At 68.1% G+C, this 14,617-nt stretch carries 11 protein-coding genes; 4 read left to right on the forward strand and 7 right to left on the reverse strand.

The genetic code is table 11. The features are described 5' to 3' along the window. Positions 1-28: 28 nt before the first annotated feature. The 3 genes from DV709_RS01105 to DV709_RS01115 all read right to left on the reverse strand — a co-directional run bounded on the left by DV709_RS01105 (position 29) and on the right by DV709_RS01115 (position 4,828). The gene (locus DV709_RS01105; RefSeq protein WP_117591144.1) at positions 29-1,588 is read right to left on the reverse strand and encodes an alkaline phosphatase family protein; all 1,560 of its coding nucleotides are present in this window, start codon (positions 1,586-1,588) and stop codon (positions 29-31) included. Between the two features lie 54 nt (positions 1,589-1,642). Continuing rightward, positions 1,643-3,262 carry an alkaline phosphatase family protein gene (locus tag DV709_RS01110; RefSeq protein WP_117591145.1) on the reverse strand — a complete coding sequence of 540 codons (1,620 nt, stop codon included), beginning with the start codon at positions 3,260-3,262 and terminating at the stop codon, positions 1,643-1,645. Positions 3,263-3,343: 81 nt separating this feature from the next. Beyond that, positions 3,344-4,828 (reverse strand): sulfatase, encoded by a 1,485-nt coding sequence (locus DV709_RS01115; RefSeq protein ID WP_117591146.1) that lies wholly within the window; start codon positions 4,826-4,828, stop codon positions 3,344-3,346. Between the two features lie 116 nt (positions 4,829-4,944). Between DV709_RS01115 and DV709_RS01120 the strand changes: the two genes are divergently transcribed. The 3 genes from DV709_RS01120 to DV709_RS01130 all read left to right on the forward strand — a co-directional run bounded on the left by DV709_RS01120 (position 4,945) and on the right by DV709_RS01130 (position 8,978). Further along, positions 4,945-5,979, forward strand: coding sequence for a glycosyltransferase family 4 protein (locus DV709_RS01120; RefSeq protein WP_117591147.1), 1,035 nt, complete (start codon positions 4,945-4,947; stop codon positions 5,977-5,979). A 24-nt stretch (positions 5,980-6,003) separates the two neighbouring features. Further along, entirely contained in the window at positions 6,004-7,548 is a 1,545-nt protein-coding gene (locus tag DV709_RS01125; RefSeq protein WP_117591148.1) for an alkaline phosphatase family protein, read from the forward strand. Between the two features lie 71 nt (positions 7,549-7,619). Beyond that, positions 7,620-8,978 carry a sulfatase-like hydrolase/transferase gene (locus tag DV709_RS01130; protein ID WP_117591149.1) on the forward strand — a complete coding sequence of 453 codons (1,359 nt, stop codon included), beginning with the start codon at positions 7,620-7,622 and terminating at the stop codon, positions 8,976-8,978. Positions 8,979-8,993: 15 nt separating this feature from the next. On the opposite strand, the gene DV709_RS01135 is transcribed toward DV709_RS01130, so the two are convergent. The 4 genes from DV709_RS01135 to DV709_RS01150 are packed head-to-tail and all read right to left on the reverse strand — an operon-like array spanning position 8,994 to position 13,538. Next, a complete protein-coding gene (locus DV709_RS01135) occupies positions 8,994-9,911 on the reverse strand; it encodes a hypothetical protein (RefSeq protein ID WP_117591150.1) in 918 nt (305 codons plus the stop codon). After that, positions 9,908-11,302, reverse strand: coding sequence for a sulfatase-like hydrolase/transferase (locus DV709_RS01140; RefSeq protein WP_117591151.1), 1,395 nt, complete (start codon positions 11,300-11,302; stop codon positions 9,908-9,910). Before DV709_RS01140 ends, DV709_RS01135 begins: the two co-directional genes overlap by 4 nt. Further along, entirely contained in the window at positions 11,299-12,381 is a 1,083-nt protein-coding gene (locus DV709_RS01145) for a glycosyltransferase family 4 protein (RefSeq protein WP_117591152.1), read from the reverse strand. The genes DV709_RS01140 and DV709_RS01145 overlap by 4 nt, the downstream gene beginning before the upstream one ends. Before the next feature lie 14 nt (positions 12,382-12,395). Next, positions 12,396-13,538, reverse strand: coding sequence for a glycosyltransferase (locus DV709_RS01150; RefSeq protein WP_117591153.1), 1,143 nt, complete (start codon positions 13,536-13,538; stop codon positions 12,396-12,398). 108 nt (positions 13,539-13,646) lie between these two features. Between DV709_RS01150 and aglJ the strand changes: the two genes are divergently transcribed. Next, the gene (gene aglJ, locus DV709_RS01155; protein WP_117591154.1) at positions 13,647-14,603 is read left to right on the forward strand and encodes an S-layer glycoprotein N-glycosyltransferase AglJ; all 957 of its coding nucleotides are present in this window, start codon (positions 13,647-13,649) and stop codon (positions 14,601-14,603) included. The last annotated feature ends 14 nt before the right edge of the window (positions 14,604-14,617 follow it).

Raw genomic sequence — 14,617 nt, forward strand, 5'->3', positions numbered from 1 at the left:
CGTTTCGAGACCTCCGCGCCGACCTTCATTATTCGAGGTAGCCGAGTTCACGCAGGCGGGATTTGACCTCCGTCTCGCGTTCGTCGTCGCCGGAGACGCCGCCCTCGTTGACCGCGCTCTCGCCGGCGAAGTCGTAGTACTCGGGCTCTCGCTGCGCGGCGTCGCTTCCGGCGGCGAACACGTCCAGCACGTCGCCGTCGATCGAGTTCGGGAGCGCCCGGCCGAGCGCGTGCAGCACCGTCGGCGCGATGTCGGTGATGTGAGCGCCGTCAACGGTGCCGGTGCGGAACGACGGACCGCGCGCGAAGAAGATGCCGTTGCGAGCGTGGCCGCTCGTCGAGGCGTCGAACAGCGGCGACTCCACGTCGAACCGCGAGGAGGCGTGGACCTCGGGCGTCTCGATGACCATCGTGAGGTCCGGCGTGTGCGGTCCGCCGCGGTCGAGTTCGACGAAGCGCACGTCGAGTCCGGCGTCGTCGGCCGAGTCGACGAGTGCTTCGCGGGCTTCGGCGACGATTTCAGCGCGCTCGTCGGCGTCGTCGGTGAGCGCGTACACCATCGTCGTCTTCTGGCCGACGTCGGCGACGGCGCGAGTCCGCTCCCAGTCGATGCGACCGAGGCTGATGGCGTTGTCGAGGCCGAGCGTCGACCCAGTCGGGAGGTCGGCGACGTAGCTCTCGGGGACGACGTTGCGCGCGAGCGTCAGCAGGCCGACCCGACCGAGCGCGTCGCTGGCGGCGTCGCGGAGTTTCCCGAGCGCCTGCTTCTTCCCGTCGCCGCTCTCGTTGAGGCGGACGAGTCCGGCCTGCGACAGCGCGTAGTTCGGCGCGAACTTCTTCGAGACGGCCTCGAAGCCGTGGTCGCTCATCACGACGACGTCCTCGTCTTCGTGGGCGTCGAGGAACTCGCCGAGGCGCTCGTCGACGCGGCGGTACACCTCGAATATCGGGTTCGACTCGTCGGCGGGCGGTAGCGTGTCCGTCCCCCAGTAGTGGTGGGCGACGCGGTCCGTCGCGCGGACGAGGCCGACCGCCAACTCGGGCTCCTCCTTCTCGATGAAGTGCTCGAAGCCGTCGAAGCGTTTGTCGACGAGCGAGAGGCTCTGGTCGACGTAGTTCCGGCTTCCGGGGGTCGCGTCGTTTCTGAGCTTGTAGTCGCCGACGACCGACTCCAACTCCTCCCAGCGCCCCTCGGGGTAGCTGTAACTCTCTTTGTACTCGGGCGCGGCGGCGATTATCGTGCCGTCGATGGCCTGCCACGGGTACGACCCGGGGATGTTGAACACGACGCAGCGCCCGCCCTGGTCGTCGACGACGTCCCACATCTTTCCGGGGACGAACTCGTCGTGGCTCAGGTCCAACTCGCGCGTCTCGCGGTTGAAGTGCGTGAAGCCGTAGACGTCGAGTCGCTCGGGGTTTCTACCGGTGGCGAAGGCGGGCCACGCCGGAACCGTGATCTCCGGGATGGTGCTCTCTAAGTCGCCGTGGACGCTCTCCTCGTAGAGGCGGGCGAACGTCGGGAGGTGTCCCGCGTCGACCCACGGACGAATCAGCGAGTGGGTCGCGCCGTCCAGACCGAGGACAATCATGCCGGAAGCGATGTGGGTTCCGAGTAAAAGCCGTTCGGTCTCTCGGGCGGCGAGTCACTCCAGATACCCCAAATCCGCGAGTCGACTCGCCACCTCGTCGTCGTCGGTCCGCGCCCGTCCGCCCACGTCGAACTCGGGATACGCTTCCGGCTCCGGCCCGGAGACACAGGGGAGCGTCTCGCCGTCCATCTCGACGTCCGGTGCGATACCGAGCGTCGCCAACACGGTCGGCGCGACGTCGAACAGATGTGCGCCCGAGAGGTCGGCGTCGGCATCGACGTCCGCGCCCGACACCGAAACCACGCCGTCGAGTTTGTGATTCCACGGTTCGGGGTCGCCGAACTGCTCGCCGACGAGTGCCGACAGCGAGTGTTCGAATTCGGTAGGGACGGTGACAATGTCGACCGCTTCCTCGGCATAGGGTCCCTCGAACACCTCCTCGCGGGGGAGGACGCGCTCGAACACCGGCTCTCCGTCGGGCGTCGTCGCTGCGCGCAACTCCTCCATCAGCGCCTCGCGGACCGCGTCGTACGCTTCGGCGGGGACCGCCCCGTCGGGCTCTCTCCCTTCGACGTTGAGCCGAATCCCCAACTCCGAGGGCGAGCGGAGATAGGCTTCCGACGCGGCGAAATCGACGGACTCGCTGGCCGCGAACACGACGGAAACGGGAACGTGGCGGCCGACGAACTCCGCGAGACCGACGCGGTCGAGAATCGCCTTTCCGCGCTGGTAGGTCAGTCCTGCGCGCGCCGCGGCGGCGGCGACGGCCGAGAGTAGCTGTGTACCGCTGTCGCCGTTTTCCTCACTCGATTCGGACTCGTCGGTCAACTCGCTATCCTTGATCTGGAACCACGAGGGCACGTCCTGGCCGCCGCGGGCGGTGACGACCCGGCCCTGTTCCTTCAGGAACTGGTTGACGCGGAACTCGTAGCCGTCGTACTCGCCCATCCCGTGGTCGCTGGCGACGACGACGACCTCGGGGTCGCAGGCGTCGAGAATCTCGGCGAGTTCCTCGTCGACGGCGCGGTAGATGTCGCGGACTTTCCTCTGGTCGTCGGGGAAGTCGTGGAAGACGGCGTCGGTTTTCTGGAACTGAACGAAGCCGAACTCGGGGTCGAACCGGTCGGCGAGATAGCGGAACGTTCGCCCTCGAAGGTGGCTCAGTTCGACGTAGTCGCGGAACTTCGCCTCGTCGCTGCGGCGTTCGTCGGTCTCTCGTTCGGCGTAGACGCGGTACGGCCCCACGTCGTCCTCGATGTCGTCGAGCAGTCCCTCGGGGTGACAGCGCGGTTTCTCGGCAGCCAGATACCCCGGCACGAGCGCGCCGTCGAACTCCCGCGGCGGGTCGGTGACGGGCGCGTTGACGACGACGCTCGTCAGGCCTGCCTCGTCGGCGTACTCCCACATCGTCCGCGCCTTCACGTCCGTCGAGTTGACGATGTCCCACTCGTAGCCGTCGAAGGAGAGGAAGTCGAAGACGCCGTGTTTCCCGGGGTTCTTCCCCGTGTACAGCGAGGGCCACGCGCTCGCGGTCCACGGCGGAATCTGCGACTCCAGCGGCGCGGTCGCACCCTCGTCGAACAGCGAGCGGAGCGTCGGCAGGTCCCCGTCGTCGAACAGCGGTCGAAGGACGGGCAGACTGGCGGCGTCGAGTCCGACCAACAGGGTTCGCATGGTTTCCCGCACAGGCTTGGTGGCTAAAACGTTCCCTATCTACTTCGTTGGAGGCGTCCACTCCGGTCGACCGACGGCGGGCTACTCGAGATAGCCGAGCTCCCGAAGGTTCCGCTCGACGCCCGCGCTGTACTCCCGTTCTTCCTCCCCGTCGACGACGAACTCCTCGCCGAGCGTCCCGACCAACCGCTCGCGCAACGAATCCGCGAGTGCCGGGTCGTCGGTCTCTTCGCCAGTCCGCACGTCGTACAGTCGCTCGCTCCCGTCCGACCGTCGCTCGAAGCGATGTGTCGCCGTCCGAATCGACTTCTTGCCCGTCTCGAACGCCGAAAGCGTCTCCCTCGACACCTCTGCGGCGGCCTCCCGGTCACGTTCGTCCATAACCGCCGTCTCCGCGAACACCGCGTCGCGCCCGTCGTCGTTCGACTCGTTCCCGTCGTCCGCGTCGCGGGCGAACAGCGCCCGCCCGCTCGTCGCCTCCGGGGCCGAGACGCCCGAGAGGTCGCAGAGCGTGTCGAACACGTCGACGAGCGAGACGAGGTCCGAGCGGCGCTCTCCGGCGGGGACTTCGGGACCGCTGACGACCAGCGGAACGTGCAGCAACTCGTCGTGGAGGAAGTACCCGTGGTACATCGTTCCGTGCTCGCCGAAGCACTCGCCGTGGTCGGAGGTGAGGACGATGTGGGTCTCCCCGCGCCGGCCCGTCTCGTCGAGCCAGTCGAACAGGTCGCCGAGTCGGGCGTCCAGATACCGGACGCAGGCGCGGTACCACGCCCTGAGCACCGAGAGCTCCGCGTCCGTGAGATACTCGCCGGTCTCGTACTGCCGCATCGCGATGCTGGTCGCCGACGCGCCGTCGGCCGCCGCGAACAGCCGCTCGGGCCGTACGTCGTCGCGGTCGAACCGCACCGCCGACGGGCGAAACTCCTCCAGCAGCGGGAAGAACGGTCTGCGCAACTCGGGCGTCTCCTCGCGCATGTACGGCTTCGGCACCCGGTACGGCGCGTGAACGGTAGTGAGATTCGCCATCGCGAACCACGGCGCGTCGGCCTCGGCGACGAACCGGCGGAGCTTCTCCAGCTTGATTTCTGTGTAGTAGTCGTTGCCGCGGGTGGCGAGGCGCGCGAAGTCGCGGCGGACGAACTCGTCGGTGAGCAGCTGTCCGAGATACCGCAGCGAGGGTCGCTTCGCCATCTCCTCGTACACCTCGTAGTACTCGTCGAAGCCGCGGTCGAGACCGACCGGCGACCCCATCTTCGACGGCCCCGGAATCCCGATGGTGTCGTATCCGGCGTCGCGGAACCGTTCGGCCATCGTGGTCTCGTCGTCCGACAGCGAGGGCCACGCGCCGGCGAACCCCGTCTCGGAGGGATACCGGCCGGTGAACAGCGCGCCGTGCGAGGGCGGCGTCCACGACCCGACGGCGAACGCGTTCTCGAACGTCGTCCCCTCGGTGGCGAGGCGGTCGAGGTTCGGCGTCGGCGGCGCGTCGTCGGCGTAACGGGAGAGGGCGTCGACGCGGAGGGTGTCGCAGACGACGAGGAGGACGTTGGGCGGAGAGTCCATAACGGTCGTTTCGGAGGAACGGTAATATCGTTTGCGTGTCAGAACCGCCGTCGACGGCGCGGCGGCGTCCGGCGGAGTCCAGCGGATTTATACCCCTCTCGCTCGCCGCTTCTCCCGTGAATCGACGGACCGCACGGGTCGCGATGCTGTATCAGGACCCCCACCCCGCCCACCGCGGCTTCGCCGAGGCCATCGATGCCGACCTGGTCGACTTCCAGCGACACTCGCTCGGCCCGCTCTCCGACAGCCTCGTCGGCGACGTGTACAACGGGCTTCGTTACCCCTCGTACGACGTGTATCTCGTCGAAGGCTCTCGGCCGCTGTACGCGGCGCTCGCCCACCGTGCGGTCCGTCGCTCGAAGCTCGTCTACCTCTGCGCCGACCACGGCCTCTACAGCCTCGGCCAGTCGGAGTTCGAGGGGAGTTCGGGGTTCAAATCGCTCGTCGGTCGCTTCGGCAAACCGGCCGTCGGCGCGGTCGGCTCTCGGTTTATCGACGGCGTCGTCGCCGTCTCCGAGTTCGCCGCCGAGTTCACGCGACCCGTCGTCGGCCCCGACACGCCCATCGAAGTCGCTCACCCGTTCATCCAACCGAAGGTGTACGACGCGCTCGGCGGCGTCTCCCCCGCGCTCGACGACGACGTCGCCGTCACCGTCGGCCGCCCGTGGCGCTACAAGGGCGTCGACATGCTCGTCGAGGCGTGGCCGACGGTCCGCGAGTCGGTTCCCGACGCGGAACTGCACGTCGTCGGCGGCGGTCACCCCGAGTCGTACGCCGAGACGCCCGGCGTCGAGGTCCGCGGTTACGTCGAGAACCTCGCGGACGCCTTCGCGCCCGCCTCGCTGTACGTTCAGCCGTCGCGGATGGACACCTTCCCCGTGAGCGTGCTCGAAGCGATGCGAGCCGGGTTGCCGCCGCTGGTCACCGAGACGACGGGGACGCGGTCGGAGGCCCGCGCGCTCTCGCCCGAACTCGTCGTCGACCCCGCTCCCGAGGCGCTCGCTGCGGGCGTCGTCGCGTACTTCGAGCGCGACGGCTCGGAGCGACGAGACCTCTCGTCGCGCGCTCGGGAGCGCGGGGCGACGTTCGACGCCGAGAGCCGCACGAACGGCTTCGCTGAGGCGTTCGATACCGTACTCGAAGCACTTTAACGCGGGTGTGCCGATAGCCCGGACATGACCGTCTACGTCGTCGGACTCGACGGGGCCGACTGGTCGTTGCTCCGCGACGGTATCGACGCGGGTGACCTCCCGGGATTCGCCCGTATCGCCGACGAGGGCGTCTCCGGGAACTTAGAGAGTACGCTCCCGCCGATCACTTTCCCCGCCTGGAAGTGCTACTCGACCGGCAAGACGCCCGGCAAGCTCGGCGTCTACGAGTGGTTCGGCTTCGACCGCGAGTCGCAGTCGATAACGACGAACGACTCCTCGAACTTCCGCTCGCGGGAGTACTGGGACGTGTTGGCCGACGAGGGATTCACCCCCGCCGTCGTCAACATGCCGACGACGCACCCGCCGAACACCGACGACGGCGTGCTGACCGTCGCCGGCAGTCCCGCCTCCGAGCGCGGCGAGTTCACGAAACCGGCATCGTTGAAAACCGAACTCCTCGACGCGGTGCCGGACTACCGGACGAAACCCGACCTCGTCCTCGACGAGGCGTCGCCCGAGGAACTCGTCTCGGAGGCGAAGACGCTCGCCGACCAGCGCTTCGACGCCGCCGAGTGGTTCGCCGACGAGAAAGCGTGCGACCTCGTCCACCTCACCGTCTTCGTCACCGACACGGTCCAGCACCGGCTCTGGGACCGGCCCGAGATGATTCGGGAACTGTACGAACGCATCGATCGCCGCATCGCGGCGCTGCTCGACCGCGAGGACGCCGAGGCGGTGTTTCTGATGAGCGACCACGGGTTCACCGAGATAGACGAGACGTTTCTCGTCAACCAGTGGCTCGTAGAGCGCGGCGACCTCGCCGTCGACGACGCGGGCGGCCGCGACGCGCTCGCCTCCGTCGGCATCACACGCGAGCGACTCAAGCGCCTCGTCGACCGCCTCGGCCTCGTCAACCTCGCGCAGGGGTTGATTCCCGAATCCTTGCAGCGCTTCTTCCCCAGCGAGAGCGGTCGCGTCGCCATCCAGGACGCGCCCATCGACTGGTCGGAGACGAGAGCCATCTCGCTCGGCCGCGGCCCCATCTACCTGAACGACGCCGCCTTCGAGAGCGACGCGGCGAAACAGACCTACCGGGCGTCGCTGTCGGAGGCGCTCTCGTCGCTGGAGACGCCCGACGGCGACCCCGTTGTATCGGCGGTTCACGAACCCGACGACGTCTACACGGGCGAGCTGCACCGCGCGCCGGACCTCGTCGTCGAGTACGCGACGGGCGTCGACGCGCCCGAGGCCGTCGGCGGTCGCGTCTTCGGCGAGCGGACCGAGTGGTTGGCGACGCACCGCAGGCAGGGCGTCTTCGGTGCGTGGGGCGACGGGTTCAGCTCCGGCCGGTTCGACTGCACGCTGTACGACCTCGCACCGACCATCCTCCACTGGTTCGGCGCGCCGGTCCCCCGAGACATCGACGGCGACGTCCTGCGGGCGATTCTCATCGGCGAACCCCAGCAGCGCAGCGTCGAGGAGGGGCCGGCGACGGCGACGTCCGGCGGCGGCGACACGGCGGGCGACGAAGTGCAGGAGACGCTACGCGATTTGGGATATCTGGACTGAGTTCGCGGGCGCACGACTACGATTCCTCGGAAACTCACAAAATACAAACGAGACGCCGACGACTCTCGGGTATGTCCGACCGCCCGAACACCCTCCTCGTCTCGTGGGACAGCGTCCGCGCCGACCACCTCTCGACGCACGGTTACGAGCGCGAGACCGCCCCGTATCTGACGAGCGTCGCCGCCGACGGCCTCGTCTTCGAGGACGCGCAGGTACCGGGCGTCGGTACCATCACGAGTTTCACCGGCGCGTTCACGGGCGCGCACGCCGACGCGACCCAACAGTCCATCGAACCCGCGGACTGGAAGGCGGCCAACGCCGACCGCCGCCTGCTCTCGGAGGCGCTCTCCGAGGCCGGCTACCACACCGGTGCGGTCCACTCGAACGCGCTCATGAGCCGCTTTTACGGCTGGGACCGCGGGTGGGACGTGTACAAGGACAACGTCGTCACCGAGTCCGACGGCGACTCCGACTCGGCGAAGTGGTGGAATCGAGTAAAGAAAGAGCGACTGCTGCCGACGCTGCGCCGCCTCGGCGTCGCCGGCGCGGTCATCCACGGCCGCAACATCGCGCTGAAGACGCCGTCGTACGTCGAGTGGGAGCGGATGTGGGACGACGTGGAGCAGTTCGTCCGCGAAGCGCCCGAACCGTGGTTTCTCTGGGTCTTACTCGTCGACACGCACCACCCGTGGTGTGCGCCGCCGGAGTACCGCGAGTGGGAGCAACCGGGGTTCCGCGGCGCACACGCGTGGAACTACGTCATGCGACGGTACCCCGAGCGGACCGGCGACCGTCGTCCGGCCATCGTCAACGCCTACGACAACGAGATTCGCCACGCCGACGCGTTCCTCCGGAAGTTGGACGGCCTCCTCGAAGAAACGGACAACGACGACGCGGCGCTGGTCGTCCACAGCGACCACGGCGACGAACTCGGCGAGCACGGCGAGTACGGCCACTCCTCCCAGCGGATGTACGACACGCTCACCCGCGTCCCGCTGGTGATGCGAAACGTCGGCGAGACGGGGAGAATCGAGGGTCCGCACACGCTGCTCGACCTCGGGAGCACCATCCTCGACATCGCCGGGAGCGACGAACGCCTCGCCGACCGACCGTCGTTGCTCGGCGACGAGCGAGAACGGAGAGGGTCCGTGGTCGTCGAGAATCTCGCGGGCGAGGGCGACGCCCGCGCGGCCGCCGTCGGCGAGGAGTGGAAAGTGCTTCACCACCCCGACACCGGCTGGCACGCCTTCTTCCGACCCAACGACCCGCTGGAGCGCGAGGACCGCTGGGGCGACCACCCCGAGGAACTCGAAGCGGTGCTCCGCGCGCACCTCGCCGACAGAGAAGGCGTCACCGTCACCGGAGAGAAGGATGACGGCAGCATGAGTGACGTGCAGGAGCGGCTGACGAACCTCGGCTACATCGACTGAAAACGTCTTAGACACTCAGAGATAGCCGAGCGCGCCCAGTTTCTCCTCGATAGCGCCGCGCTCGACGTTTCGCTCCGTTTCGGGTTCGTGCGTCCCCTCGTCCTCGGCGGTCGTCTCGTACCACGGCACCCGCCGAACCGACGGAATGGGCACTTTCGGGTGGCCGTAGACGCCCCACTCGCCCTTCGCGTTGCCGTGGTCGGCGCTGATGACGACCCGCTCGGCGTCGAGATTTTCGAGCAGGAGGGAAACGTCGTCGAGCACGTACCGGAGGTTCTCCCGGTAACTCTCCCACACCCGCCCCTCGGTGAGTTCGCCGCGTTGCAGCCGGTCCCACGGCGAGTCCCACCCGGCACCCTCGCCGAGCGTCTCGCTGTTCATCCCGCCGCCGAGGGGGTCCGGCACCGACGGGAAGTGCGGTTGCATGTAGTGGACGACGAGGCGGTCGGCGTCCGTCTCTCTTCCTGCTGCGATGGCGCGGTCGGTGATGGGTCGCGCCGGAATCGTCCCGGCGTCATCGTCCCACGCGTAGCGCCACACGTCGTCAAGGCGCAAAAGGTCGCCTTCGGAGAGCACGCGGTGGCTGAACGGATTGCCGGTGACGTACGCCGTCCGGCGCATCTCCTCTCCTCGCCCCTGGGTGAACGTCCGCTCCATCCAGTCGATAGAGGAACTGCCGACCGACACGAGTTCACTGGGACGATTCAGGAACGGATACTCGTCGGCGACTTCGCGCATCAGGTCGACACGACAGGCGTCGAGGAGAATTAGCGCGTCCCACTCGCGGTCGTACACGTTCGTTCCCTCGGGGTAGAACTCGTTGACGCGGCGTAAGCCTCCGAGATACAGTTCGTAGCCGCTCTCGCGGAGGCCTGCGACGCCGTCGTCTCGGACTCTTTCTCTCGTGTCGGAGAGCCAGTCGCCAAGCGTCATTCCATGTACCCCAAATCCCGCAGGTGTTTCTCGACCATCTCGTCGTCCTCGTCGACGGCGACGTCGCCGCCGCGGAGGCGCCGCATCTGTTCTCGGTGCTCGTCTAACGCCTCGCTCAGCGCCTCGTACTCTGCCGGGTTCGACTCCCGGCGGTCGTCCTCCGGACGCTCCTCGGGCGTCTCCCGAATCTGGAAGAAGAACTCGCCGTCGTCGGCGTGGCGGAGCAGTTTCCAGCCGTCGGCACGCCGGGCGTAACAGCGCCCGTAGTCGACCTGCCGACCCACGTCGCCGAAAGCGTACTCGCGGGCGTCGACCTCGCCGCGGGCGAGTTCGAGCGCCGACTCGCCCTGCCACGCCGACGGGGCGTCGACGCCGACCGCCTCGGCGAGCGTCGGCGCGGTGTCGAGCAGCCGAATCTGCCCGTCGACGGTCTGTTTTCCTGTTTCGTCGCCGCCGACTCCGTCGAGGACGAACGGCACGCGGACGACGCCCTCCCAGAACTCCGGCGGGTGACCGGCGTGGTCGTGTTCGCCGACGAGTTCGCCGTGGTCGGCGGTGAGACAGACCGCGGTCTCCTCGCGGACTCCTCGCTCCTCCAGCGCGCCGACGAGTGCCTCGAACTGGTCGTCGGTGTAGGCGCATTCGGCGTCGTAGAGGCGGCGAATCGTCTCCCACTCGGCGTCGGTCATCTCCTCGGGGTGGTGGGTCCCCTTCCGCGAGAGCCGGCGACAGTCGGCGACGCTGCGGGGGGAGTCGAGGAACCGCCGCTGGTACTCCCCGGGGGCCTCGTAGGGGTGGTGGACGTCCATGTAGTGCAGCCACGCGAACCACGGTTGCTCCTCGGGCACGGTGTCGACCCAGTCGAGGAACCGCCGGTTCAGTGACTCGGCGCGCTCGTACTCGCTGGCGTCGCCGCTCGACGCGGTTGCCATCGCGGCGTCGACGCGGTTGTAGACGCGCTCGATGCTGCGAAAGAGCGGACCGTCTTTGTCGAGGTTCGACTGGACGAACTGCTTGAGCTTTCCCGCCTCCGCCGACCCGCTGGCGTCGTGCATCAGATCGAAGCCGCGGTCGTAGTGGTAACTGCCGCTGGCGAAGTGGTTGTCCGTGAAGCCCGCCGTCGCGTAACCGTTTTTTCGGAACTGCTCGGCGAGCGTGACGACGCTCTCGGCTCGGTCGTTTCCCCCCGCTTCGGGGATTCCCAGCCCTTCGATGCTGGCGAAGTGTCGACTGGCGTGAATCGCCGGGAACGACGCGGGCGTCGACGGCCCGTTGGCGACGCAGTCGGTGAACTCCAGCGCGCCGTCTGCGAACGACCGGGCGAAGGGCATCACCCGGTCGTTCACCCGGTCGGCCCGCAGCGAGTCGACGGTGACGAGGAGGACGTTCATGGCCGACCCTCCGCGTCGGAGGACAAAAGCGCACGGTACTTCGATTCGAGCGCGTCGACCACCTCGACCCACGTCGGCAGCGGCGTCGCAGGGGCGTCGAGTTCGACCACCCGCCGGACGGCGTCGGCCACCGTCTCGGGGTCGACGCGCGAGATTCCCAGACAGTCGGACCGCCCGGCCCAGTCGACCAGCGCGCCCGCCTCCCTGACGAGCGCGGGCGTTCCGGCGGCGAGCGACTCGGCGACGGTCATCCCGTACGCCTCGTGCGTCGACAGCGCGAGATGCGCCGCCGCGCCCGCGTAGAGGTTCGGCAGGTCGTCGTCGTCGACGTAGCCCAGAAATTCGACGCGGTCGGCGACGCCGACGTCGCGCGCGAGCGTCTCCAGCTCCGGACGATACGGCCCGCTCCCGGCGACGAGCAGGTCGTACTCGGGGAGCGCGGCGAGCGCCCGAATCGCGTGCTGGACGCCCTTGTACTCGACGAGTCGGCCGACCGCGAGCAGGTACGGCCGTGGGCGCTCGCGGGCGAGCGGCGTCGCGTTCTCGAATCTGTCCACGTCGAGGCCGTTCGGAATCACCGCCGCGTCGACACCGAAATCCGCTTTCAATCGCTCCCTCTCCCACTCGCTGACCGCGACGACGGCGTCGGCGCGGCGGAGCGCTTCTCTCCCAACCGGCCGGTAGAGTCCGAGCAGTCGGTCGCGGAGGCCGTCCGCGCTGGAACCGTGGTAGTGCGGCGTGGCGACGAACGGCCGCGACTTAGCGCCGAGTGCAGCCAGCGCGAGCGGAAACGAGTGGTAGTTGTGCGCGTGAACGAGGTCGGCGTCCGCGGCCGCGTCGGCGACGACCCGCGCCACGCCCGGCGCGAAGTGGAACGCGCCGCCGGGAGCGACGCCCCGGCACCGCCGGATTCTCACGCCGTTTCGACGCTCGCGTCGCGATACGTCTGACCCGGCGTCGGCGGTGACGACGGTGACTCGGTGGCCGCGTGCGACGAGTTCCTCGCTGACCCGCTGGACGTGCGTCTCGACGCCGCCCGCGCGGGGCGGATAACGGTGGGTGACTTGAAGAATCTTCATCGGAGTGCGGGGCGCTACTCGTACTGCTCGCGCAGTTCGGCGTCGACCTCCCAGATGGGGCCGCCCTCGCCCTGGAGGAGTCGGACGCTCGCCCACCACAGCGATATCTGCGTGTCGAACAGGGCGTACGCGGGCTGTGCGGGTCCGAGCCGTTCCGTCGACCCGAGCGCGACGACCGACAGGAGGAGCACCGGAACCGCGAGCGCGAGCGGGCCGCCGAACGCCGCCAGCGCGAGCGTGAACGCGACGATGCCCGCGGCGATGGCCCACGGCGACAGCACCATGAAACACCAGTTGAACGGGAGGACGACCCAGCCGTACAGCCCGTGGCGAAACAGCGCGTCGCGGTTGCGAGAGAGCAGGCGAACCAAGCCCATCGCGCGGCGGTCCTTCTGCTTTCGTCGCTTGCGGAACGCCGAGTGCGACGCCTCCATATACTGGATGGCCGGGTCGAAGACGACGCGGCCGCCGTTCTTCCGAATCTTCATCGCCAGTTCGGTGTCGTCGGCGATGGAGTCCTCGTCGATGGGGACGATGGCGTCGCGCTCGAACGCCGAGAACGGCCCGTGGAAGATGAGCGTCGAGTCGAGGTGCGACTCGAGCGTCTGAATCCGCGCCTGAACGTCGCGGTACCCCTCCTCGACTTCGCTGCCGCCGAGCACGTCGACGTTGCGGCCGGTGACGCCCTGCACCGCGGGGTCGGCGAGGTTCGCCACCGCCTCGCGGAGCGCGTCGGGCGCGATTTTGGAGTCGCAGTCGGTCTTGACGACGACCTCGTTCGAGGCCGCCGCGTACGCCTCGTTGAGCGCGATGGCGAGTCCGCGTCGTTCGTCCTCGCGCAGGAGCGTCAGCGTCGGCGCGTCGCGCTCGGCGAAGAACGCCTCGACCAGGTCGGGGGTCGCGTCGTCGCTGGAGTCGACGACGACCACTTCGACTTTCTCCATCGGGTAGTCGAGCGCGAGGATGTCTTCGAGCTTGTTCTCGACGATGCGCTCCTCGTTGTACGTCGGGAGCACGACGCTGACTGTCGGCTCTTGCGGGCGTTTCTCGGCGGGTGAGCCCTCGGGTCGCACCAACCCTAAAAGCAACAGGAACAGCGCGTACGGCAGGCCGGCCAGGAAGAACAGCAGTCCGGCGAGCCGGGCGAGACGCTTCATGTCTGCCGGTATCCGGCCGGGTGACAAAAACCCCCGCGATGTGGGCTTTCGACCCCTTCTCAGAGCAGGAGGAAGCGTTTTTATGCGACCCTCACACAGGTCACGCCAATGGACCGCGCCGACGTCTGTGTGCTCCTCCCCACGTACGACGAGGCCGAGACTATCGGCGAAGTCGTCGACGGCTACCGCGAGCAGGGCTTCTCCGACGTCCTCGTCATCGACGGCCGCTCCACGGACGGCACGCGCGACATCGCCCGACAGCACGGCGCACGCGTCGAGACCCAGTCCGGGACCGGGAAGGGACAGGCCATCCGCGAGGCGATGGAGTACATCGACGCGCCGTACGTGCTGATGGCCGACGGCGACGGAACGAACCCGCCGAACGACGCCGCGGCGATGCTCGAACCGCTCGACGACGGCTACGAACACGTCGTCGGCAACCGCTTCGCCGACATGCGTCCCGGAGCGATGACGGGGCTGAACAAACTCGGCAACCGCATCGTCAACCGGGCGTTCGCGTACATCCACGGCGAGAACTTCGCGGACATCCTCAGCGGCTACCGCGCGTTCACCCGCGAGTCGTTCGAGCGACTCGACCTCACCTCCGACGGGTTCGGTATCGAGACCGAGATGTCCGTCGAGTGCGCGAAGCGGAACGTTCCGACGGCCGTCGTCCCGGTCACCTACCACCCCCGTCCGGACGGGTCGGACACGAACCTCCGCCCGTTCCGCGACGGCAGCATCATCTTCCTCGAACTGTACCGCCGCGCGAAGACGAACAACCCGCTGTTCTACTTCGGCAGCGTCGGGGTTCTCTCGACGTTGACGGGACTGCTGTTGACGCTCTACGTCGCCTACGAGTGGTTCGTCCCGCCCCGCGTCTCGCACGAGGTCATCGCCGTCAGCGCGGCCGCGGGTATCCTCTTCGGCGTCCAACTGCTCATCTTCGGCGTGCTGGCGGACATGATTCTCACGTTCCACCGCGAGCAGCTCCGAAAAATCGAGGAACTCGACGAGCGAACGGACGCCTCGGCTCCGAAACGGAAACCGAGACAGAAGCGATAACGCCGCCGCGAAGG

Source organism: Haloprofundus halophilus (assembly GCF_003439925.1).
In the GTDB taxonomy this organism is placed as follows: Archaea; Halobacteriota; Halobacteria; order Halobacteriales; family Haloferacaceae; genus Haloprofundus; species Haloprofundus halophilus.